21 protein-coding genes are annotated in these 21,565 nt (G+C 65.7%); 12 read left to right on the forward strand and 9 right to left on the reverse strand.

The genetic code is table 11. From position 1 onward, the window contains the following. The first annotated feature begins 502 nt into the window (after positions 1-502). The 7 genes from ACFXHA_RS26085 to ACFXHA_RS26115 all read left to right on the forward strand — a co-directional run bounded on the left by ACFXHA_RS26085 (position 503) and on the right by ACFXHA_RS26115 (position 7,553). Positions 503-1,906, forward strand: a complete 1,404-nt coding sequence (locus ACFXHA_RS26085) for an Hsp70 family protein (protein WP_379361610.1) — start codon at positions 503-505, stop codon at positions 1,904-1,906. A gap of 7 nt (positions 1,907-1,913) precedes the next feature. Beyond that, entirely contained in the window at positions 1,914-2,654 is a 741-nt protein-coding gene (locus tag ACFXHA_RS26090; protein WP_379361114.1) for a hypothetical protein, read from the forward strand. 125 nt (positions 2,655-2,779) lie between these two features. Then, positions 2,780-4,138: an MFS transporter gene (locus ACFXHA_RS26095; protein ID WP_379361116.1), complete on the forward strand. Its 1,359-nt coding sequence runs from the start codon at positions 2,780-2,782 to the stop codon at positions 4,136-4,138. Between the two features lie 77 nt (positions 4,139-4,215). After that, positions 4,216-4,908, forward strand: a complete 693-nt coding sequence (locus ACFXHA_RS26100; RefSeq protein WP_379361118.1) for a VC0807 family protein — start codon at positions 4,216-4,218, stop codon at positions 4,906-4,908. Continuing rightward, entirely contained in the window at positions 4,901-5,560 is a 660-nt protein-coding gene (locus tag ACFXHA_RS26105) for a TMEM175 family protein (protein ID WP_379361120.1), read from the forward strand. Before ACFXHA_RS26100 ends, ACFXHA_RS26105 begins: the two co-directional genes overlap by 8 nt. A 47-nt stretch (positions 5,561-5,607) precedes the next feature. Next, positions 5,608-6,099 (forward strand): VOC family protein, encoded by a 492-nt coding sequence (locus tag ACFXHA_RS26110; protein WP_379361122.1) that lies wholly within the window; start codon positions 5,608-5,610, stop codon positions 6,097-6,099. After that, a complete protein-coding gene (locus ACFXHA_RS26115; protein WP_379361124.1) occupies positions 6,096-7,553 on the forward strand; it encodes an FAD-binding protein in 1,458 nt (485 codons plus the stop codon). The genes ACFXHA_RS26110 and ACFXHA_RS26115 overlap by 4 nt, the downstream gene beginning before the upstream one ends. On the opposite strand, the gene ACFXHA_RS26120 is transcribed toward ACFXHA_RS26115, so the two are convergent. Then, on the reverse strand, positions 7,529-8,707 hold the full coding sequence (locus tag ACFXHA_RS26120) for a DUF4132 domain-containing protein (RefSeq protein ID WP_379361126.1): 1,179 nt from the start codon (positions 8,705-8,707) through the stop codon (positions 7,529-7,531). The genes ACFXHA_RS26115 and ACFXHA_RS26120 overlap by 25 nt on opposite strands. Before the next feature lie 67 nt (positions 8,708-8,774). Between ACFXHA_RS26120 and ACFXHA_RS26125 the strand changes: the two genes are divergently transcribed. Then, positions 8,775-10,862: a prolyl oligopeptidase family protein gene (locus ACFXHA_RS26125; RefSeq protein WP_379361128.1), complete on the forward strand. Its 2,088-nt coding sequence runs from the start codon at positions 8,775-8,777 to the stop codon at positions 10,860-10,862. 4 nt (positions 10,863-10,866) lie between these two features. On the opposite strand, the gene ACFXHA_RS26130 is transcribed toward ACFXHA_RS26125, so the two are convergent. After that, positions 10,867-11,466 (reverse strand): TetR/AcrR family transcriptional regulator, encoded by a 600-nt coding sequence (locus tag ACFXHA_RS26130; RefSeq protein WP_379361130.1) that lies wholly within the window; start codon positions 11,464-11,466, stop codon positions 10,867-10,869. A gap of 110 nt (positions 11,467-11,576) precedes the next feature. After that, on the reverse strand, positions 11,577-12,197 hold the full coding sequence (locus tag ACFXHA_RS26135; protein ID WP_379361132.1) for a TetR/AcrR family transcriptional regulator: 621 nt from the start codon (positions 12,195-12,197) through the stop codon (positions 11,577-11,579). A gap of 76 nt (positions 12,198-12,273) precedes the next feature. Between ACFXHA_RS26135 and ACFXHA_RS26140 the strand changes: the two genes are divergently transcribed. The 4 genes from ACFXHA_RS26140 (at position 12,274) to ACFXHA_RS26155 (ending at position 16,002) form a co-directional block, all read left to right on the forward strand. Continuing rightward, on the forward strand, positions 12,274-13,578 hold the full coding sequence (locus ACFXHA_RS26140; protein WP_379361134.1) for a DUF3533 domain-containing protein: 1,305 nt from the start codon (positions 12,274-12,276) through the stop codon (positions 13,576-13,578). Between the two features lie 98 nt (positions 13,579-13,676). Next, a complete protein-coding gene (locus tag ACFXHA_RS26145; RefSeq protein WP_379361136.1) occupies positions 13,677-14,369 on the forward strand; it encodes a GAF and ANTAR domain-containing protein in 693 nt (230 codons plus the stop codon). Positions 14,370-14,480: 111 nt separating this feature from the next. Continuing rightward, entirely contained in the window at positions 14,481-15,191 is a 711-nt protein-coding gene (locus ACFXHA_RS26150; protein WP_379361138.1) for an ANTAR domain-containing protein, read from the forward strand. A gap of 196 nt (positions 15,192-15,387) precedes the next feature. After that, a complete protein-coding gene (locus tag ACFXHA_RS26155) occupies positions 15,388-16,002 on the forward strand; it encodes a sigma-70 family RNA polymerase sigma factor (RefSeq protein WP_379361140.1) in 615 nt (204 codons plus the stop codon). Positions 16,003-16,008: 6 nt separating this feature from the next. Here ACFXHA_RS26155 and ACFXHA_RS26160 read toward each other — a convergent pair whose 3' ends face one another. The 6 genes from ACFXHA_RS26160 to ACFXHA_RS26185 form a co-directional block, all read right to left on the reverse strand. After that, complete coding sequence (locus ACFXHA_RS26160) at positions 16,009-17,511, reverse strand: MFS transporter (protein WP_379361141.1); 1,503 nt, start codon at positions 17,509-17,511, stop codon at positions 16,009-16,011. 71 nt (positions 17,512-17,582) lie between these two features. After that, positions 17,583-17,978, reverse strand: a complete 396-nt coding sequence (mscL, locus tag ACFXHA_RS26165) for a large conductance mechanosensitive channel protein MscL (RefSeq protein ID WP_379361143.1) — start codon at positions 17,976-17,978, stop codon at positions 17,583-17,585. Between the two features lie 50 nt (positions 17,979-18,028). Further along, positions 18,029-19,591 carry a BCCT family transporter gene (locus ACFXHA_RS26170; protein ID WP_379361145.1) on the reverse strand — a complete coding sequence of 521 codons (1,563 nt, stop codon included), beginning with the start codon at positions 19,589-19,591 and terminating at the stop codon, positions 18,029-18,031. Further along, positions 19,591-19,953: a hypothetical protein gene (locus tag ACFXHA_RS26175; RefSeq protein WP_379361147.1), complete on the reverse strand. Its 363-nt coding sequence runs from the start codon at positions 19,951-19,953 to the stop codon at positions 19,591-19,593. Before ACFXHA_RS26175 ends, ACFXHA_RS26170 begins: the two co-directional genes overlap by 1 nt. Positions 19,954-19,966: 13 nt before the next feature. Continuing rightward, positions 19,967-20,161, reverse strand: a complete 195-nt coding sequence (locus ACFXHA_RS26180) for a CsbD family protein (protein ID WP_379361149.1) — start codon at positions 20,159-20,161, stop codon at positions 19,967-19,969. Between the two features lie 84 nt (positions 20,162-20,245). Further along, positions 20,246-21,544, reverse strand: coding sequence for a D-arabinono-1,4-lactone oxidase (locus tag ACFXHA_RS26185; protein ID WP_379361151.1), 1,299 nt, complete (start codon positions 21,542-21,544; stop codon positions 20,246-20,248). Positions 21,545-21,565 lie beyond the last annotated feature (21 nt).

Below are 21,565 nucleotides of genomic sequence, written 5' to 3' on the forward strand. Positions count from 1 at the left end.
GGGACAAGACAGATCACGGTTGGATTGTGGTGCTCTTGTTGTTGGTCGGGTTGGGGGCTTGCGGGATTTGTGGGGGGACCAGTTGGTATCTGGGTTGGTTGTTCGAATGTCTCTGCGTGTCGCCTGGAGTCGGAATATTCTGGCGGACTGAGAGATACGGGGGTATGTCGTGAAACACAGGATTGTCGCGGCTATTGACTTCGGGACGCACGGGACGGGGTTTGCGTGGGCGTTCACTTCGGAGCGGGATCGGGAGCCGCGGCAGCGCAGTATTCATTTCTTCGACGAATGGGCGGGGCAGCCCAGCAGCTACATCAAGAATCGCACCGCACTGTTGCTCGGGTCTGATGGTACGCCGGTGGAGTGGGGGCATCAGGCTCGGCGAAGGTTCCATACCGATTCTCGGACAGGAGCTTTCGAGTATGTGGATCAGTTCAAGATGGATTTGCTGCAGGATCCTGATCCGAATGTGCCGGGCACCTCGGTGGCGCGCCGCGCCGATATGAGTACCTATCTGGTCACCACGTATCTGCAGCTCTTCTTCGGGTTCGCGCTGCAGGACATCGTGGCTCGGAGTGGGGTCACCGAGAAGGAAATCCTCTGGTGTCTCACCGTTCCCGCGATCTGGCGGGATCGGGAGCGTCAGATCATGCGCCAGTGCGCGGAAAGCGCTGGTATACCCGGTAAGCGACTGCTACTCGCGGTCGAACCTGAGGTCGCGGCGCTGTACTGCCGCCACGATGCCGGGTTGCCCGGTGCCGACAAGCAGGGTGACCGGTTCATGGTTGTCGATGCGGGTGGCGGTACCGTCGACATCACCGCGTACGAGGTTGCCGCCACGGGCCTGACCGAGATCGGTTACACCTCCGGGGGCGGCCACGGGTCGACCTACGTGGACCAGGATTTCATCGGTCAGGCAATGGTCCGGCGGCTCGGTCGGGGTGCGCTCGACGCGGCCTACGACGCAGATCGAGGTGCGTTCGCCGATTTGCTCGATGCTTGGGAGCGCGCGAAGCTCAGCTTCGATCCGACGGCGGGGCACGCCCTGGTCGTTCCGCTGAGCAATCGTCTGTACCGCAATCTCGATACTGACGCACGCGCGAAACTGGCACGCGCGCAACACGGAATCGACGACGAGATCATCCTCGATCCCGAGGAGGCCATTGGTCTGTTCGACCGCACGGTGGAGCCGATTCTCGATCTGGTCGACGACCAGCTCGCACGCATCGGCGATGCGGGTGTGGGCCGGATTCTGTTGGTGGGCGGGTTCGCCCAGTCCAGGCATCTGCAGAACCAGCTGCGTGCGCGCATCGGATCCCGCTCGACGCTGGTGGTTCCGTCGAAGCCGGCCTGGGCGGTGTTGATCGGCGCCGTGCACTATGCGCTCGCGCCATCGACTGCGATCGTCGGACGTCGCTCTCGGTTCACTTACGGTGTTTCCACGGCCATGACGTTCGAACAGGGGCTCGATCCCGAGAAGTACCGGACGCACGACTATGCGGGCACGGCGTACTGCAACAACAGATTCGACACCTTCGTCCGTGCCGGCGAGATCATCGGTGCGGGACACGAAGTCAGGCGAACCTATTGGCCGCTGAAGGAAGGCCAGAAATCGATGAATTTCAAGATCGTCACCTCGACGAATCCGGAACCTCGGTATGTGACCGACAGCGGCTGCAACGAGGTCGGTGACATGACAGTCGACGCGACCGATTCCCTGTCCCTTCCGACGGCAGACCGTAGGGCAGAGGTCACCATGGCCTTCGGCGGGACCGAGATCACCGTAAAAGGTAGGGACCTCGAGTCCGATCGGAACGTCCGGGTCACCATCGATTTCGTGACTGATCATTCCACTGAACCGGACGGTCCGGGCCCTGCCGCGGCGACACGAAAGATTCGGAAGTGATGCGCAGATGAAGGAACGTGACCACCGCGCCGGATCTCGATCCGCTCCGATTCGACTCGACGAGCTCGAAGATTACCTGCAGCGATTATCGATCTACTGTCAGCATCTGGATCGGGAGACGTTGCCGAAGATGCACTTCGACATCGACCGGCTCTTTTCTGACATCGCAAGGCTCTCGTCCGAGTTTGCGGAGATGAACGCACGGGTAACGGTCATTCTGGCCAACCAGCACAGGTCCGAACAGCCCGACGCCACCACCACCGACCATCTGGGCCACTACGAGATCTCGCACCAGCTGCGTTCATTCGTCGAGCAGGATCTGCGTCGTGCCGTCGCGCAGCTGCTTCCTTCGGGTTCCCCGTCCATCGACCGTGCTCATCTTATAAGTCGCTGTGCAGCAGCACTTTTCAAGTATCCGGAGATCGACCGCGCCGCGGTCGAGAAGATCTTCGGATCCGCATCGACCGACACCGCGCAACTCGAATACGACCTTCTGCAACGGGCAACCGAAATACGGCAGGCGGCAGCCGATCTCGGGCATGACCATCGATGGGAATTCGGCCACGAGCCCGGAACTCCGCTCGACGCCGACACCCAGGAGCCTTGGGGTGTGTGCGACCCCGACGAACCGATCGCCTTTGTTGTGGTACCCGCCTACTACGTCGCCCACCGCCTGCTGCTCAAGCAGCAGGTGGTCACGGGCGTGATCTCAGCTGCGTCTGACGCCCCGGAGCCCGTTCGGAGATAGCGGATCACCTTCCAGAGACAAAACGGGGGGAGGGGTGCGTGTCCGGCGTTGAGGTGGGGGTGCGGCGGGTACGTTCCTGGGGTTGCTGAACGATTGCTTTGGTTTTCCTGGGTTTAGGAGGCTGCGTGAGTTCGGTTATTGATGATGCGCCGTTTACCTCGTTTCATAAGAGGTTGGCTGTGGCTTGTTCTGGGGGGCCGTTGCTTGATGGGTACATCTTGAGCATTGTGGGGACGGCGCTCATCGGGATGAATGCCGAGTTGGATTTGAGTACGGGGGATGTTCAGTTGATTGGGGCTTCTGCCCTTATCGGGATGTTTGTGGGTGGGGCCTTGTTCGGGGTTTTGACGGACAAGGTGGGGCGGGAGGTTATGTATACGGCGGATCTGATTGTGATGGGGGCCTGCTCGATTGCGTCGTTCTGGGCCGAATCTATTTGGCTTATTGTGATTTTGCGGTTCGTGCTCGGGATGGCGGTGGCGGCGGACTATCCGATTGCGACCTCGTTGCTGGGGGAGTGGTTGCCGGTGAGGCAGCGGGGGAAGTTGCTCGGGTTTCAGATTGTGGCTTGGTATGCGGGGTCGGTGTTGGCTTATGTGGTGGGGTATTTGCTGTTGACGTTCGGGGGGAACGGGAGTTGGCGGTGGCAGTTGGCTAGCGGGGCGGTGTTGTGTGCGTTCTTTCTGGTGATCCGGCAGAGTACGGCGCCGGAGTCGCCTCGGTGGTTGGCTCAGCATGGGAAGGCGGATCGGGCGGCCGAGATGATTCAGAAGTATCTGCATGTGCGGGTGGATCCGGCGTCGCTGGTGGAGTCGGATGAGCCGGTGCCGCATGGGTCGTTGCGGGAGTTGTTTCGGCCTGCCTATCGCAAGCGGACGATCTTCTGCAGTGGGTTCTTCCTGTGCCAGGTGGCGGTGTTGTTCGCCATGCTGACTTTCGGGCCGCAGATTCTGGCGTCCTTCGGTCTGCCTGCGGGGACCTGGATGGACACGCTGGGGACTGCGCTGATCAGCTTGGTGTTCCTGCTCGGCTGCCTGCCCGCCATGCGGTTGATCGATACGGTCGGGCGGCGGCCGACGATTGTCTGGTGCTTCGGGCTGATGATCATTCCGGTGCTGTTCATCGGAGTCTGGCCGGCGATGCCCGCGGTGCTGGGGTTCGGGATGCTGTGCCTGTACGCGTTCTTCTGTGGCGGGCCCAATGTGCTGGACTGGACCTATCCGAATGAGTTGTTCCCCACCCACATTCGTGCCACGGCAGTCGGGTTCGCGACCTCGATCAGCCGGGTGGGGGCGGCGTTGGGGACCTATCTGCTGCCCTGGTCGCTTGATCACCTCGGGATGGGACCGACGTTTCTGTTCGCGGCGGCGGTGACGGCCGTGGGGTTCGGGATCTGTGTGTGGGGTGCTCCGGAGACCAAGGGGCATCGGCTGGAATCGGCTGCGGCGGTGGGCGGCATGACAACTGTCATGGCGGAGAAGTGATGGTTGGCAGATTCGGGGCGGGGCGGATCTTCGTACCGTTCTACCTGTAGCGATCAAACGATTACAGGAGTTCCGAAATGGCTGATCACACTCTCGCTGTGAACGCGCCGCAGGGGGCGGAGACTCGTCCGAATCTGCTGCGCATGCTGGCACCGACCATCCGCGATATCGCGGTGCCGTTGGCCGCGTACTACGGACTGCATGCCGCGGGGTACTCCGACTTCATCGCGCTGCTGGCGGGTGCGGTGATCTCGGGGGTCATGGTTGTCATCGAGGTGGTTCGGGCTCGGCGGGTGGACGTCATGTCGGCGCTCATCCTGGCGGGCTTCGTTTTCGGGATCGCCAGTTCGATGATCAGCGGTGACGCTCGCATGATGATCGTGCGAGATTCGCTGACTACCGGGGTTATCGGGTTGGCGTTCGGGATCAGTGCGCTGATGGGCAAGCCGCTCACGTATGTGGCTGCGCGGAAGGCGTTTTCGGGGTCGCCGCAGAAGCTGGCGGAGATGCAGTACAAGTTCGACAACATCCCGATGGTGCGGCGGACGCACAACCGGATCGCGGCCATGTGGGGTGTGGGGATGATCGGGGAGTCGGCGCTGCGGGTGGTGCTCGCCTACCAGCTGCCCATCCACACCATGGCTTGGCTGTCCAGTGTGCTGATGATCGGTGTCACCGCGGTACTGATGTCGATCACCGTGCGAACTATCAAGCAGGCCAAGCGATCCGAGGCGTGGATGGAATCGGGTTACGCTTCGGGGCATGAGTGAGGGTTCGGTTTCGAAGAGCACATTGACCGGAACCGCACGGGTCGAAGCGTTCAGCGACGGGGTGATGGCGATTGCCATCACCCTTTTGATTTTGAATCTGCAAGTGCCGCCCCACCAGCCGGGGCGGCTCTTGTCGGAGTTGTGGCACATCTGGCCGTCGTATCTGGCCTATCTGGCGTCGTTCATCACCATCGGCGTGGTGTGGATGAACCACCACACGTTCTTCGGGCGGTTGCGGCGCATCGATCATGTGCTGAGGTGGTGGAATCTCATGCTGCTGCTGGGGGTTTCGCTGGTGCCGTTCCCGACGATCGTGGTCGCGGACAGTCTGGCGCACGGGACTCGACGTGATTCCGTGGTGGCGGTCGCGCTGTACGGGATCGTCGGGGTGATCATGACGCTGCCGTGGGCTCCCATGTGGCGGCAGCTCGAGAAGCGGCCCGAGATGTTGAAGCCGGGGCTGGGGGCCGATTATGCGCGGCGGGAGCGGTGGCGGGCCTGGCCGGGGCTGCTGGTTTACGCGGTGACCATCGGGATCGGATTCCTGTCGCCGATCGTGGCGTTGGTGCTGTATCTGCTGGTCTCGACGTTCTACGGGGTGAGCAACAAGGGGTGGACCTCGCCGAGTGAACCGGATCCGGACGAAGAGTAGGCCTTGCGGATTTAAGCGTGTGTGATTAACTCGGCCGGGTGGACAGCATGAGCGTGGCCGGCGGGCCCGTCACACAGATCGCCTGGGTCGTCGAGGACATCGCGGCGGGGGAGAAGTTCCTCGGCCCACTCCTCGGGGCGCGGAAGTGGATGCGGATGCCGGAGGTGCGGTTCGGGCCGGAAACCACGGTGTACCAGGGGGAGGCTGCCGATTTCACCGCGCACATCTCGTTGTCGTACGCCGGTGACATGCAGCTCGAACTCATCCAGCCGGTGGCGGGGGCGTCGATCTACACCGAGTTCCTCGAGCGTGGGGGGCCGGGTCTGCATCACATCTGCCTGGAACCCGCCGACTTCGATGCGGCGCTGAAAGACTTTGCGGCACAGGGGATCGATGTGGTGCAGCAAGGGGACATGGGCGGGCAGATGCGGTTCGCTTATCTGGACGGGGCGGCGGCGGGCGTGCCGTTCGTCGAACTCGCCGAGATCGGGCCGAATATGCGGCTGTTCTTCGAGCAGATCAAGAGGGATGCGCAATGAGCACGATGATTCCGGAAACCCTTGCGGCCGAGACGGTTACCTCGTGGTCGGATGATGTCGATGTGGTAGTCGTCGGATTCGGGATCGCGGGCGGCTGCGCGGCGGTCGAGGCGGCGGCGCGGGGGGCCCGCGTGCTGGTGCTCGAACGGGCGGGAGTCGCGGGTGGGACCACCGCGCTCGCGGGCGGGCATTTTTATCTCGGTGGCGGGACCGCCGTGCAACAGGCGACCGGACATCAGGATTCGGCCGAGGAGATGTACAAATACCTCCTCTCGGTGTCGCGCGATCCAGAACCGGACAAGATCCGCGCCTACTGCGACGGCAGTGTCGAGCATTTCGACTGGCTCGAGAGCCTCGGGTTCGAATTCGAGCGCAGCTACTACCCGGAGAAGGCCGTCATCCAGCCGGGCACCCAGGGACTGATGTACACCGGCAACGAAAAGGTCTGGCCCTACCGGGAACAGGCGACACCCGCGCCGCGCGGGCACAAGGTGCCGGTGCCGGGGGATACCCAGGGTGCGGCCATGATCATCGAACTGCTGGTGAAGCGGGCTGCCGCGCTGGGCGTCGAGGTGCGGTACGAGACCGGGGTGACCCAGTTGATCGTCGACGCCGACGGTGCGGTGGCCGGGGTGGGCTGGAAGAACCTCGGCAATACCGGTGCGGTGCGGGCGAAGTCGGTGGTGCTGGCGGCGGGCGGGTTCGTCATGAACACGGAGATGGTGGCCGAGCATGTGCCGTGGCTGACCGAGAAACCGTTCGTGCTCGGCACGCCGTTCGATGACGGGCTCGGGATTCGGCTGGGGGTGTCCGCGGGTGCGGGTACCCGCATGATGGATCAGGCGTTCGTGACCGCGCCGGTGTATCCGCCGTCGAAGCTGTTGACGGGGATCATTGTGAACCGCAAGGGGGAACGGTTCGTCGCCGAGGATTCGTATCATTCGCGGACTTCGGCGTTCGTGCTCGACCAGCCGGGGGCGGTGGCGTATTTGATCGTGGATTCCGAGCATATGGAACGGCCGATGTTCCCGCTCGCACCGTTCATCGACGGGTGGGAAACCGTGGAGGAGATGGCGGCGGCACTCGGAATTCCTTACGAGACACTGCAATCCACGCTCGATCGGTACAACGAGCATGCGGCGCGCGGCGAGGATCCGGATTTCCACAAGGCAGGTGAGTGGCTGGCAGCGCAGGACAGCGGGCCGTGGGCGGCGTTCGATCTGACGTTGGGCAAGGCGTTGTACGCGGGGTTCACGCTCGGCGGACTGAGCACCTCCGTCGACGGGGAAGTGCTGCGCGACAACGGATCAACGATTCCGGGGCTGTATGCGGCCGGTGCCACCGCCTCGACGCTGGCGCAGGACGGTAGGGGGTATTCGAGTGGCACCCAGCTCGGATCCGGATCGTTCTTCGGCCGCCGGGCGGGGCGTCACGCCGCCAATCGTTCCAGCTGACGGATCAGCTCCGAAGCGGTGACCGGGTCCAGGACTCCGAAGCTGCCGCCTCGGAGCTCCACCGACAGGATGCGTTGCCGCTCTGGCTCGTAGCGGTAACCGCCCTCGATGCCGGGGTCGAGGGCGACCGTGAGCTCGCGGGTCGGGCCGAAGCGGCGGTGCAGTGCCTCACGCGTGACCGTCCAACCCAGCTCCTGGAGCGCGAAGATGCGATTCGTGCGGATCTGGCGATCGGCGAAGCGGGACAGGTGATTCGACTCCGACTCGGCGGTGGTCAGGGTGTAGGTGCGGCGGTCGAGCTGTTCGAACGGCTGTCGTATTCGGTTGTCGGCAAACGTGTTCTGCCAGCCGGGGAGCGAATCGCCGAGATGAATCGGGTGCGCCACGCCGAGTAGCGCGTCCGCCGGTAGCTCGACCGGGGTGCCGGTGACGTCCTGCAAGGCGTGCTCCGCATCGAGCCGGAAGGCGCTGGTCGGGGTGCCGTGGCGGTCGAAGCAGGCCCAGACCAGCCACCGCGCCAATTGGCTCAGTGCCGGATCGTCCAGGATAAGGCGGCGATACGCGTGAGCCCGCCACCGGCGGCCGTCGACCATGGCGGCCTCGAACCGCCGAATCTGGTCGGTGGTCACCGATTTCGCGTCCGCGCGCGTGGGCTCGCCGGCTGCCGGTGGATCGAGCCGGGCCGCGACTCGCCGTGTCAGGACCTCGGCACCGCGGGCGGGGTCCTCGCCGGGGGCCGTTGCGCGCAGCCAGGGTGTCATCCGGCCGGCGCGTGGGTCGGGATCCTCCACCCGAATCCCTTGTCTCGCTGCCGCGACGGCGGTGGTGAACTCGTGCCCGTGCTCGACCATCCAGCTGTCGATGAACCGGTCGATGAACTCGCGCTCCCGCTGCGGACCGGTCCGATACGCGACCGCCGCATGCTGTGCGATGGCGAAGGCGACCGCCGCGCCCTGCGGTGTGCACGGTCCCTCGGGAGTGACGACGTATTCCGCTGCGGCGTCCGCGAGTTCGTTCAAGCCGTCCAAGCGCGCCGCCGCCAGCACGGTGGTGACGATGTCGCGATGGCGGCGCAGCAGCTTCCGCAGCGCCACGGTGGCGTGCGGATCGGCCCAGCGCTCGTCGCTCACATCCGTGATCATGCCGTCGGGCACCGACAGATTGTCTGTGCGCGGCGGTAGGGTTGCTCGCTGACGCGCAGGGCATCGGACGGGGGAGTTCATGGTCGTTCGGCAGAGTGGGATGCGGGCCGCTGTGGTGGGATTCGCGGCGCTGCTGCTGGCCGCGTGTGGCGGATCGACGGCCGCGAGCGACCCGTACCAGTGGCTCGAGGAGCTCAGCGGTCCGCGAGTGGATGCGTGGGTGGCGGCGGAGAACGCCAAGACGCTCGGGGTGCTGGAGCAGGATCCGCGCTACGCCGAGAATTTCGCGCAGGCCAAGGCCCTGGCCAACGCGGCCGACCGGCTACCGGTGCCGGAGTTCCATCACGGGATGATCGGGAACTTCTGGCAGGACGCCGACCATCAACGCGGGATCTGGCGGGAGACGACGGTCGCGGATTACGAATCGCCGCAGCCGAACTGGCGGACCGTGCTGGATCTGGACGCGCTGGCCCGGGACGAGGGCAAGAATTGGGTGTGGAAGGGGATGACCTGCGATCCGGTGACGCATGAGCGGTGCCTGGTGCAGTTGTCCGAGGGCGGTGAGGACGCCGTCACCGTGCGGGAATTCGATTTCGGGACCGGCAGGTTCGTGGACGGCGGTTTCACGCTGGCGCGGGGCAAGCAGAACGTCACCTGGGTGGATACGGACACGCTGCTGGTGTCGCGGGAGTGGCAGCCGGGGGAGAAGACCACCTCGGGGTATCCGTACGTGCTGAAGCGGTTGCAGCGTGGGCAGAACCTGGACCAGGCGGTCGAGGTCGCTCGCGGTGAGCAGAGCGATGGGCTGGCCACCGCCGCCGTGCTGCTCGACGGCGGTGACGGCAAACGGCTGAACCTCGTTGTGCGGCGGCCGTCGTTCTACGAGGCGCGGGTGAGCCTGGTCGATGGGACGCGGGTCGCGTTGCCGGCCAAGTCCGAGGTGCAGGGGATGGTGGGGAACCGGGTTCTGGTCGCGCTGCAAGAGGATTGGGCGGGCTTCCGGTCCGGCTCGCTGGTATCGCTCGATGCGGACGAGTTGACGGCCCATCCGGATGCGCTGAAGGCCACGCTCGTGTACCAACCCGGGCCGCAGGAGACCTTGCAGGGCGTCATGACGACGCGCGGTCACGTCGTAGTGACCTCGCTCTACGACGTGAAGGGCCGTGCCACCGTCTACACCCCGACGCCCACCGGCTGGACGTCCGCGCCGATTGCCTTGCCCGACAACGCCACCATCTCCGGGATCGACGCCGACTCGCAGGGCGAGACCGCCTACCTCTCGGTCACCTCGATGCTGACCCCGACCACGTTCTGGCGTATCGACACCGCGACCGGAGCGCTGAACCAGGTCAAAGCCGCAGTGGCACGGTTCGATTCCTCGCATCTGACGGTCGAGCAGCTGAAGGCCACCTCGGCCGACGGCACGCAGGTGCCGTATTTCATCGTGCATCCGGCCAACCTGGCCTACGACGGCAGCACGCCGACCATCGTGTGGGGTTACGGCGGATTCGCGTCCTCGTCCACACCCGGGTACAACGGGCAACTCGGCAAGTCGTGGCTCGAACACGGCGGGGCCTACGTCATCGCGAACATCCGGGGCGGCGGCGAGTACGGTCCGGCCTGGCACGATGCGGCGTTGAAGACGCACCGGCAGAAGGCCTATGACGATTTCGCGGCGGTCGCGAACGATCTCATCGCACGCAAGATCACTTCGCCGCGGCGGCTGGGCATTCAGGGCGGGTCCAACGGCGGGTTGCTGATGGGCGTCGAGTTCACTCAGCATCCGGAGCTGTTCAGCGCCGTGGACATTCAGGTACCGCTGCTGGACATGCTGCGCTACGAGCACATCGCTGCGGGCGCGTCGTGGGTGGGCGAGTACGGCTCGGTGTCCAATCCGGACGAGCGGGCCTTCCTGGCTTCCATTTCGCCCTATGCGCAGTTGAAGCCGGGCGTGAAGTATCCGCGGCCGCTGGTGTGGACCACTACCAAAGACGATCGCGTCGGGCCACAACATGCCCGCAAGTTCGCCGCCCGACTAGCCGAATTCGGCGATCCCTACCTGTTCTACGAGGCCACGCAGGGTGGCCACGGGGGCGGGGCCAACAACGACGAGAAGGCGCACACCAGCGCCCTCGAATACACCTACTTCATGCGACAACTCATGTAACCGCTCAGGCAGGCTCGCGCGTGATCAGCGAAACCGCCATGGGGACCAGCACTTCCACCAGTTCACCGACCGGTGGCCGCGGGTCCGACAGCAGCCATTCGTGGGCCAGACCGTTGATCGCGCCGATCAGGGCGCTGCCCGCGAGTTCGGCGTTGCCGCGAATGGTGGCGTTGGATCCGGCCAGCGGCCCGATGGCCAGGCGGATGGTGTCGACCCAGGCATGGCGGCGGTCGCGGCGGTGGCGTTCCATCCGCTCGCTCACACCGACCACCTCGACGAAGGCGACCTTGGCGCGGAAGGGGTCGGCGCCGATGGAGTTCAGGAAGGCGGTCACCGCCCGGGTCACGGTATCGGTCGGGTCCGGATCGGGGCCCATGGTGCTCACCGCGGTCGCCAGGGCCAGCGCGGACATGTCCTGGATCTGGTCGTATGCCGCGACCAGGACGTCTTCACGGGTCTGGAACTCCTCGTAGAACTGGCGTTTGGAGAGTCCGGCGGCCGCACAGACATCCGCCAGTGAACAGTTGGCGTAGCCGCGCTCACCGAAGATGTGGATGGCCGCGTCGAGGAAACGCTGCCGGCGTTCTGCTTTTCGTTCGGTCACGGCGCGTCCGCCGTACTGCCTGCCTTCGATCGTCACTGTCGTTTCTCGATCGTCACGCCCGAAAGGTTACGGGTGAATGCTTCACCTCAGCGTCGAGGGCGCAAACGGGCTCACTGTCGCGGGCGCAAACCGTCCATCATGTGGCCGACCATCTCGTCGAAGAGACTGTCGGCCTCCTCGCCCGGAACCAGGCCGGAGCCGAGGATGGCGGCCAGTCCGTGCAACGCGGCCACCGCGGAGAGGCAGATGCGGCGCGGCTCGCCGGGTACCACTTCGCCACCGGCCTGCGCGTCGGCGACCATCTCGATGGGCACGGCGAAGGCATGGGCCGCGGCCTCGCCGATCGCGACGCTGGGACTGTTCTTGCGCGCGAACATCAGCGCCAGCAGGGCCGGATTGTCGATGGCGAAACGCAGATAGGCATGAGCCATGGCGCGCAGGCGCTCGGGGAAGGTGCCGGTGGCGGCGGCCTGCTCGAATCCGGCTGCCAGCCGGTCGAATCCGGCTACGGTCAAGGCGTCCAGCAGGGCCTGTTTGTCGCGGAAGTGGCGGCTCGGCGCGGCGTGGCTGACGCCGGTGTCGCGCGCGAGCTGGCGTAGCGACAGACCGTCCACCCCGGACGCGCCGAGGGTCTCCTCGGCGCGGCGCAGCAGTTCGGCGCGCAGGTCTCCGTGGTGGTAGGAGCGCGCGCGCTCGACCACTTCGCGGGCCTTGCGCTTGGCGATGGTCATGGTGAGAGCAGGATATCGGACACACTCGCCTATGTTGACGTTGACTACTTTGTTGTCGCTGCCTACATTCAGTCGCATGACGAAAGATGGTGCGCCCGTGACGGGCAAGGTGCCGCTGCGCGGCCGGCTCGCGCCGGCCCTGGTGCTGACGGTGCTCGCGGCCCTGATCGGCACCATGTACCTCGGCTACACCTCCGACCCGGAGAAGAACCTGCACGACTTCCCGATCGCCCTGGTCAACCAGGACGTCGGTGACGTGATGAACGGTAAGACCGTCAATGTCGGCGACCAGATCGCGGCCGCGCTGACCGAGAAGATCCCGGCCGACAAGATCGACCTGCGAGTGGTCGGCATCAACGAGGCGCGGCAGCAGCTGAGCAACGGGCAGATCTACGGCGCGATCATCATTCCCGGCGACTTCACCAAGCGGCTGTCGATTCTCGGGGCGGCCGCGGTGGTGCCCGGCGATATCGAGCGCCCGGTGATCACCGTGCAGACCAATCCGCGCGCGGGCACCTACGCGTCCTCGATCATGCAGCGGGTCAGCGATCGGGCCATGGCCACGGTCAATACGACCGTCGGCGCGCAGTTGACCGATCAGGTGAAGGCCGCGCTGGCACCGAAGGACGGCGCGCCCGCCACCGAATTGAGCGGTGCGGCACGGTTGCAGCTGGCCCAGCCGATCGACGTGGTGGTCAGTCCGTACCGACCGCTGCCCGCCGGGACCGGGCAGGGGCTGTCGGCGTTCTTCTACACGCTGGTGTTGCTGTTCGCGGGCTTCAGCGGGGCCATGATCATCCACTCGATGATCGACAATGTGCTGGGTTATCTTCCGGCCGAATACGGTCCGTGGTTCCGCGCGCCCGAGCCGACGAACATCAGCCGCTGGCGCACCCTGCTGATCAAGTGGGCCATCGCCGCGCTCACCGCGCCGGTGCTCTCGGGCATGTTCATGGGCATCGCCAGGCTCTTCGGCATGCCGATCGATCAGCCGCTGCCGCTGTACCTCTACGGCACGCTGGCCATCATCGCGGTGGCGGTGACCGGGTTGTCGGTGCTGGCGGCCTTCGGGACCATGGGCCTGCTGATCAACATGATCGTGTTCGTGGTGCTGGGCCTGCCGTCCTCGTCGGGTTCGATTCCGGTCGAGGCGATTCCGCGCTGGATCGCGGCGCTGTCGAGCTTCGAGCCGATGCATCAGATCTATCTGTCGGTGCGGGCGATCCTGTTCTTCGACGGGCATCTGGAGGCGGGGCTGAGCACCGGCATCTGGATGACGCTGTTCGGGCTGGGCTTCGGGCTGGCGCTGGGTGCGGTCGCCACGCACACCTACGACCTGCGCGGGCTCTACCGCCTCGGTGTTTCGCATGCCCCCCAGTGACTTTCGGCCCTGTTCGTTGTCGAGCTGTGACAGTGATACTGGCCCCGGGCACCGAATAACTCATCGCCGGGCGATGATTGTGGGGCGGTTCGATGGTGATGGCTTCGTCGCAGTTCGATCAGTTGACGGGACAGTTCCTGCGCGCCGTGCGGGATGCGGGTGGCGGACTGGTCGCCGTCTGCTCCGCGTGCGTGCGGGTGCTGCCGGTGAGCCGGGCCGCCATCGTGCTGGAAGAGCGCGACGCGGGTATGCAACCCTGGTGCGCCAGTGACGAATTCGCCGAACGGGTAGAGCTCGCACAGGCCACGGCCGGTGAGGGGCCCGCGGTCACGGCGGTGGCCGACGGGGTGCCGGTGGTGGTCTCGGAGCTGAGCGTGGACTGCGAGCACTGGCCGGGCTTCGCGGAGGCGCTGGCGGCGTCGCCAGGGACGGTGTCCGGATCGCTGTTCGCGGTGCCGTTGCGGCTGGGGTCGATTCGGCTCGGGGCGGTGGATCTGTACCGGGATGCGATCGGCCGTCCGGGACCGCGACTGTTGTCCGCGGCCTTGCACATCGCCGACCTGGTCACCGCCAGCCTGGTGCTGGCCACCGGGGACGAGGCGCAGCAGTGGGCACAGCCGTTGTCCAGCAGGTGGATTCATCAGGCGGCGGGCATGACCAGCGCGCAACTGGGGATCGATATCGCCGATGCCTACGCCCGCCTGCGCGGATACGCCTTCACGCACGGGCTTTCGCTGGTCGAGGTGGCACGGCGGGTGGTGGAGCGCAGCATTCGGATCGAGGCGGAATGAGCGCAACTGTTCCGCGGCACCCCGCCGGGCAAATACCATGAGCTGACGGCAAGAGCGGCACAGGAACTTACGTGGCGGGCGCTTCGGCGTTCGCCGAGCGGGGTGATGGCGGTGTCCGACAGTGAGTTGCTGGTAGCGGTATTGGCGCGGTTCGCGCGGCTGCTACCCGCGGCACATGAACTGCCCCGGATTCTGGACGAATTGATGCGCAGTGCCATCGATGTGCTGGAACCGGGTGGTGTGACGGTGGCGCTGTCCCCGCAATTGCGAGGCGACCGGTCCGAATTTTTTATGGGTGTGCCGGAGGAACTGCTGGATCTCGAGGTCTGCCAGCGGGATCACGACCGGGGACCGGGCGTGGTGGCGTACGCCTGTGGCGCGCCGGTGACCGTCACCGAGCTCGGCAGCTACGGTGATCTCTGGCCGGAATACACCAATCTGGCTGGGCGGCACCGGATTTCCTCGGTGGCCGCGATCCCCATGCGCCTCGACGAGACCGAAGCCGGCGTACTGAGCCTGTATTCGCGCGCGCCCCGGACCTGGACCGGGAAGGATCTGTCGGTGGCGACCCTGCTGGCGGGCATGGCCACCGGTCATATCGTCACCTCCAATCTGGTGGCGCGGCATCGGCGGGTGACCGAAGAGCTACAGCACGCGCTGAGCACGCGGATCGTGGTGGAACAGGCCAAAGGCGTGATCGCGCACGCGCATCACACGACACCGGACGCGGCGTTCGAGCTGATTCGCGCGCATGCCCGGCGCAATCGGGTGACCGTGCACGCGGTGTCGCACGGGATAGTCGAACTGGGCCTGCATATTTGACGCACGGGGGTTTGCCGGGAAGCCGTTCGGTTAATTGGAACGTGTATCGGTGCGGCTGAGCCGGGCGTAGCCTGGACAACTGGCGGAAACGAAAGCCCCTGTCCCCGGCCGATTTCCGTGCGAATTATCGACCGTCCCAGTCCTCGACGGCTCGTATCGACCTGTGTGCTCGATATCCGTCGATCTGGGGGCGATCGTGAATTCCTCACGTGCATCGCAAATTTCCGCTGCCCACAAGGCAGTTCATCCGCATGCTGCCCGCCGCACCCGGCGAGGCAGTGAATTCGACCAACTCGTAGTTCGTGTCGCGCAAGGCGACCGGGCTGCCTATGCCGAGCTCTACCGTCGGACCCGCGGGCTCATCTACTCCCGCGTCCTGAACATCGTGTGCGACACCGGATATGCCGAGGAGACCTGCCATGAGGTCTACCTGCAGGTTTGGCGCAGCGCGGGCAGCTTCGACCCGGCCCGCGGCAATGCGCTGACCTGGCTCACCACGCTGGCTCACCATCAGGCCGTGGATCGAGTGCGCCGGGAATGCACCGCCGCCGGTCACGAACACCGCTGGGGCGTTTGCGATTACCGGCCCGCGACCGATGTGGTGGCCGAGGAGATCCTGCGCCGCCAGGAAGAACGGGCCATCCGGCTCGGATTGGCCTCGCTCACACCATTTCAGCGGGAATCGGTGGTGCTCGCCTTCTACGGCGGGCTCACCTACGCGCAGGTGGCAGCGCAGTTGGGGATCGGGCTGCCGGCGGTGAAGGCGCGCATCCGGTCCGGGCTGGCGCAGCTCAAACTGTCACTGGCATAACGGCACTCAGTGTGAGGCGGTGGCCTTGAAGCCGCGGGGTACCAGGATCACCGTCAGTACCGCCACTGAGCCGACCATGGCGGTGGAGATCCAGGAGGTGGTGGTGAGGGCGGAATCGTAGGCGTGCTGGGCGATGCTGAGCACCTGATCGCCGGTCTGTCCGCCGATCTTCTCGGCCACGTAGGCCGCGCCGCCCACCGAGCCTTGCGCATCGGCCAGATCGTCGCCCTGTAGCGGCAATCCGGTCATGTGCGAGGTGAACAGGCGGCCGTGAATGCTGCCCAGCAGCGCCACGCCCAGACCGATACCGAGCTCGTAGTTCGTCTCCTCGACCGCGCCCGCCTGACCCGCGCGCTCGGGCGGGACCGCGGACACCAGTACGGCGGCGGCCGTGGTGATCGCCACGCCGTCGCCGATGCCGAGGCAGACCAGGATGAACGCGACCAGCGGATAGGTGGTGTCGGGCACCGCGGCCAGCACCGCGAAACCCGTTGCCAGCGCACCCAAGGCGAAACCCATGAGGGCGCGCACGCCGACATGCTGCATGAGCCACGGGGTGGCCAGCGATCCGAGCAGCGTCGCGATGGCGGCGGGCAGCGTGCGGACACCGGCCTGCGAGGGCGAGTAGCCGTGAATGTATTGCAGCCACAAGGAGATCAGGAACAGGGCCGCGCCGATGGCGAGCATGGCCAGCAGGGTGGCCAGCGCCGCGGCGGTGAAGGCCCGATTCTTGAACAGCCGGACGTCCAGCAAGGGGTCCGGCGAGCGCAACTGGCGATAGGCGAAGTACCCCAGCAGGACGAACGCCGCGACCAGGATCACCAGGTCGATCAGCGCCGGATTGCCCTTGGCGACATGCTTGATGCCCCAGGCGAGGGCGACAACGCCGAGCACGGACGCCACCGCACTGATCCAGTCCAAGCTGCCGTGGCCCGGTGCGCTGTACTCCGGCAGCAGCCACACTCCGGCCGCCACCGTGATGATGACCACCGGCACGTTCAGCCAGAAGGCCGCCGACCAGCCGAACGCCTCGACCAGATGGCCACCGACCAGCGGGCCGATGGCCGCGCCCGCGCCCGCCACCGACGCCCAGATGCCGATGGCCAGGGTGCGTTCCTTGTCATCGGTGAAGATATTGCGGATCAACGAGAGTGTGGACGGCATGACCATCGCGCCACCGACGCCGAGCAGCGCACGTCCGGCGATCAGCTGGGCGGGGGCGTGCGCCGTCGCCGCGACGATCGAGGCCAGGCCGAAAAGCACGAAGCCGTAGAGGAACAACCGCTTGCGCCCGTAGCGGTCACCGATCGCGCCGCAGGTGATGAGCAGGCCGCCGAGCACCAGTCCGTACAGGTCGACGATCCAAAGCTGTTCCATGGGACTGGGTTCCATGTGATCGATGAGCGACGGCAGCGCGACATTGAGAATCGTCGCGTCCATCGCCACCAGCAGCAGGCTCGCGCACAGGACGGCGAGCATGGCCCACCGGCTCGCCGGGGCGGATGCCATGAATGTCTCCTCTAGGCTTGTGGTCGAGCTGCTGGCAACAACTCGGCTAAGCCTAGTGGAGACTCCCGTACCTACTTGTTCGCGTTCTGCTTCGCCAGCAGGTCGCGGATCTCGGTGAGCAGTTCCAGCTCGGTCGGATCGGCCTTCACCTCGGTGGGCTTGGTGAGCCGGTTCTTGAAGGTGTTCATCGGCAGGATGAGCACGAAGTAGAGGACCGCCGCCACGCAGACGAAGTTGATCGCGGCGCTGATGATCGGTCCGAGCGCCACGAAGGTGGACGGCTTGTCGGCCAGCAACTGGAATCCCAGACCGTATTCCTTGTTGCCGCCGAGGGTCGCGAGCAGCGGTTCGATCACACCCTTGGTCACCGAGGTGACGATGGCGGTGAAGGCGGTGCCCATGACCACCGCCACCGCAAGATCGATGACATTGCCCCTCATCAGGAAGTCTTTGAAGCCTTTGAGCATGACGCGGTGAATCCAATCCGAGACGATTTCGTAATCTTCCGGATGGAAGTCTAAGGGGCCTCGAGGCGGAAAGTGCGCACCAACGCCACACACATCGCGAGCATGACGACACTGAACGGCAGGGCTATGAGAATCGCCACCGTCTGCAAGGTCGTCAGGGCCGTCGCGCCGGTCCCGCTGGCCACCAGCAATGCGACGGCTACCGCACCTTGAGCGCAGGTCCAGAAGGCCCGGCTCCAGGTCGGCGGTTCCGGATTGCCGCCCGAGGACAGCATGTTCACCACCAGCGCGCCGGAGTCGGCGGACGTGACGAAGAACAACACGATCACCAGCACGGCCAGGCCCGCGGTGACCGATCCGCCAGGCAGCGTATTGAGCAGCGCGAACAGTGAACTGTCGCGATCGGGACCGTCGGGGCCGACCAGTCCACCGCCGCCGAGCATTTCGCGATGCAGGGCCGCGCCGCCGAAGACCTCGAACCAGACGAAGGTCAGCACCGTCGGCACCAGCAGCACGCCCGCCACGAATTCGCGCACGGTGCGGCCGCGCGAAATGCGCGCGATGAAGACACCGACGAACGGGGCCCAGCTGATCCACCAGCCCCAATAGAAGACCGTCCACTGCTGGGTCCAGGCGGTGCCGTCCGGGCCCTCGGTCGCGCCGGTGTAGAGGCTGATCTTCGGCAGGGTCTGCAGGTACTGGCCGATGTTCTGCACCAGGTCGTTGACGATGAACAGGGTCGGGCCGGCGATCAGCACGTAGAGCAGCAGCAGACCGGCCACGCCCATATTCGCCTGCGAGAGCAGCTTGATGCCCTTGTCGACGCCGGTCGCGACCGACACGGTGGCCAGCGCGGTCACTACGACTACCAGCACCACCTGCAGGCCCTTGCCCGGTTCGTGCAGCCAGCCTTGGTAATTCAATCCGGCCGAGATCTGCAGCACGCCCAGGCCCAGTGAGGTGGCCACGCCGAAGACGGTGCCGATCACGGCCACGATATCGATGATGTCGCCGCGCCAGCCGCGAATGCGGTCGCCGACAAGCGATTCCAGCGACCAGCGGATCGACACCGGGCGGCCCTTGCGGTGGATCGAGTAGGCGATGGCCAGGCCGACCACCACGTAGATGGCCCACGGGTGGATGCCCCAGTGCAGAAACGTCTGCACCATGGCCGAGTCCGCGCGCTGCGCGGGCGTCGAACCGACACCCGGGCGCGGATCCTCGTAGTGGAACAGCGGTTCGGCCACGCCCCAGAACACCAGGCCGATGCCCATGCCCGCCGCGAACAGCATGGAAAGCCAAGCGCCCAGCGAGTATTCGGCCTTCTCCCCGTCCTCGCCGAGGGTGATGTCGCCGAAGCGGCCGAGTCCCAGCCAGATCGCGAACACCACGAACAGGGTGACGATCACGATGTAGTACCAGCCGAATCCGCCGATCACATTGTCCTGCAGGGCTTTCGCCTGCCGGGCGGCGGTGTCGCGGAAGACGATGGCGTAGAGGGTGAACGCGGTGACCACGATCGCGGCGGGCCAGAAGACCCGGGGGGCGACGGCCGCGCGGTGATGAACGGAAACCGATTCCGGGTCCGACGACCCGGAATCGGTGGCCCGCACTATTTTCCGGCCCTGTTCTTCACGGCGGTGACGATCTCGTTCACCGCGGCCAGCACATCCTGCGCCGCGTGATCCAGATTGGCCCGCACCTGTTCCAGGGTGGATTGCAGATCTTCGGGAGTGATCTTGTCGGCGAATGCCTTCGCCATATCGGCGAGATCGGCGGCCGCGTTCTGGGCACGGTCGGCGAGTTCGGCGGCGGCGCCACTGGCCCGTTCGGCCAGTTGCCCGGCGGCGGCCTCGGCTCGGTCCCGCAGATCGGCGGCGGTGACCCCGAGATCGGTGGTCAGGTCGTCGGCGGTGGTGCGGAGGTCGTCGGTCAGGCGCTCGGCGTTGGCGTCGAAGTCGTCATTCGTCGGCATCGGTGCGGGTCCCTTACTTCGATCCGCCGTGCAGTTTCTCCTTGACCTTGCCCATGAGGCCGCCGACCTTTTCCTTCATGTCGTCGCCCGCGTGCTGCATATCGTCGCGGGCCTTGTCGGCGGCCTCGCGCGCCTTGTCGCCCATGTCCTGGGCCATATCCTTGGCCTTGTCACCGGCCTCGTTCATCATGTCGCCGAAAGAAGACATCGGAACCTCCCTACGTTGGTCACGCTCGGGTAGTTACAGCGATCTTTCAGCAACCGATACTAGCCCTGTTTCAGTTCACCGGGTTCAATTCACCGGGCCGAGTACGCGTTCGATGTAGGCGTTGGTGAATCGGCCCTTGGGGTCGAAGCGGCGGCGGACCTCGGCGAACTTCTCCCAGTCCGGGTAGCGCTCGCGCAGCGTCTCGGCGGTCTGGAAGTGCCGCTTGCCCCAGTGCGGGCGGCCGTTGTATCGATCGAAAACGCGTTCGCAGGCACGGAAATACGGTTCGTAGTCCATGCCCTGGTACTGGTGCACGGCGATGTAGCAGGTGTCGCGGCCACCGGCGGGGGACAGGAAGGCGTCATCGGGGGCGACCCAGCGCACCTCGATCGGCATCGCCGTGTCGAAGTGCTTGGCCACCTCCTTGATCTCGCGGATGGCGTCGGCCGAATGTTCGCGTGGCAGTGCGTATTCCATTTCGGTGAAGCGGAACAGCCGGGGGCTGGCGAAGACCCGGTAGGAGCGCTCGACCTGGCGGCGGTAGCTGCCCGCGTAGGCGGCGGCACGCTGGATGGTGGGGATCAGGCTCGGGCGGCGCCGCGTCAGACGGCACAGGGCGTCGAAGGTGTAGTTGGTCATCAGGATGTCCGAGAACCAGTCCACGGCTTTGCCGCGCGGTTGCTCGGGCAGGTCGACGGTGTTGTTGCGCTTGGTCATGGCCAGCGGGCTGTGCGCGAACATGTAGAACTCGAAGTGCTCGTTGCCGTCGACATGGGTGTCGAGATCGGCGAGCACCTCCTCGACCGGCAGTGGCCGCTCGACGCCCTCGAGCACGAACGACGGCACCATCTGCAGGGTGACGGCGGTGACCACGCCGAGCGCGCCCACATTCACCCGCGCTGCCCGCCAGCCGTCCGGATCGGTCTGCTCGTTGAGCTCGACCGTGCTGCCGTCGGCGAGCATGAGCTCCACCGATTGCAGTGCGGCGGAAAGGTTCTGGAGCTTGGATCCGGTCCCGTGGGTGCCGGTGGCCGTCGCGCCCGCGATCGACTGCACGTCGATGTCGCCGAGGTTCGGGAAGGCCAGGCCCAGCGGGTGCAGCGCATTGCTGGCGGCATTGAGCGTCAGGCCGGCCTCGGCGCGGACCAGGCCGGTGGCGCGGTCCACGTGCAGGATGCGGTCGAGCTTGTTGAGGCGCATGAGCGTGCCGTCGGTGAGCACGGTCTCGGTGAAGGAATGCCCGGATCCGGCGACCCGGACGGTATGGCCTTTCGCCTCGGCCTGGGCCAGTACTGCCGCGACGTCCTCGGGCGAGCTGGGTACGGCAATGGACGCCGGAGTACAGCTCTGATCTCCGGCCCAGTTCACCCAAGAGTTGGTCATGCGACCAACTCTAAACCGGGA

The sequence above is a fragment of the Nocardia sp. NPDC059240 genome (genome assembly GCF_042753865.1).
Taxonomy (GTDB): Bacteria; Actinomycetota; Actinomycetes; order Mycobacteriales; family Mycobacteriaceae; genus Nocardia.

Bases quoted from the DNA above. Each gene is read 5' to 3' on its own strand.
- mscL (WP_379361143.1), bottom strand. From the start codon at position 17,978: ATGCTCAAAGGCTTCAAAGACTTCCTGATGAGGGGCAATGTCATCGAT.
- ACFXHA_RS26110 (WP_379361122.1), top strand. From the start codon at position 5,608: ATGAGCGTGGCCGGCGGGCCCGTCACACAGATCGCCTGGGTCGTCGAG.
- ACFXHA_RS26085 (WP_379361610.1), top strand. From the start codon at position 503: ATGAGTACCTATCTGGTCACCACGTATCTGCAGCTCTTCTTCGGGTTC.
- ACFXHA_RS26100 (WP_379361118.1), top strand. From the start codon at position 4,216: ATGGCTGATCACACTCTCGCTGTGAACGCGCCGCAGGGGGCGGAGACT.
- ACFXHA_RS26105 (WP_379361120.1), top strand. From the start codon at position 4,901: ATGAGTGAGGGTTCGGTTTCGAAGAGCACATTGACCGGAACCGCACGG.
- ACFXHA_RS26140 (WP_379361134.1), top strand. From the start codon at position 12,274: ATGACGAAAGATGGTGCGCCCGTGACGGGCAAGGTGCCGCTGCGCGGC.
- ACFXHA_RS26125 (WP_379361128.1), top strand. From the start codon at position 8,775: ATGGTCGTTCGGCAGAGTGGGATGCGGGCCGCTGTGGTGGGATTCGCG.
- ACFXHA_RS26090 (WP_379361114.1), top strand. From the start codon at position 1,914: ATGAAGGAACGTGACCACCGCGCCGGATCTCGATCCGCTCCGATTCGA.
- ACFXHA_RS26145 (WP_379361136.1), top strand. From the start codon at position 13,677: ATGGCTTCGTCGCAGTTCGATCAGTTGACGGGACAGTTCCTGCGCGCC.
- ACFXHA_RS26160 (WP_379361141.1), bottom strand. From the start codon at position 17,511: ATGGCATCCGCCCCGGCGAGCCGGTGGGCCATGCTCGCCGTCCTGTGC.
- ACFXHA_RS26175 (WP_379361147.1), bottom strand. From the start codon at position 19,953: ATGCCGACGAATGACGACTTCGACGCCAACGCCGAGCGCCTGACCGAC.
- ACFXHA_RS26115 (WP_379361124.1), top strand. From the start codon at position 6,096: ATGAGCACGATGATTCCGGAAACCCTTGCGGCCGAGACGGTTACCTCG.
- ACFXHA_RS26135 (WP_379361132.1), bottom strand. From the start codon at position 12,197: ATGACCATCGCCAAGCGCAAGGCCCGCGAAGTGGTCGAGCGCGCGCGC.
- ACFXHA_RS26185 (WP_379361151.1), bottom strand. From the start codon at position 21,544: ATGACCAACTCTTGGGTGAACTGGGCCGGAGATCAGAGCTGTACTCCG.
- ACFXHA_RS26180 (WP_379361149.1), bottom strand. From the start codon at position 20,161: ATGTCTTCTTTCGGCGACATGATGAACGAGGCCGGTGACAAGGCCAAG.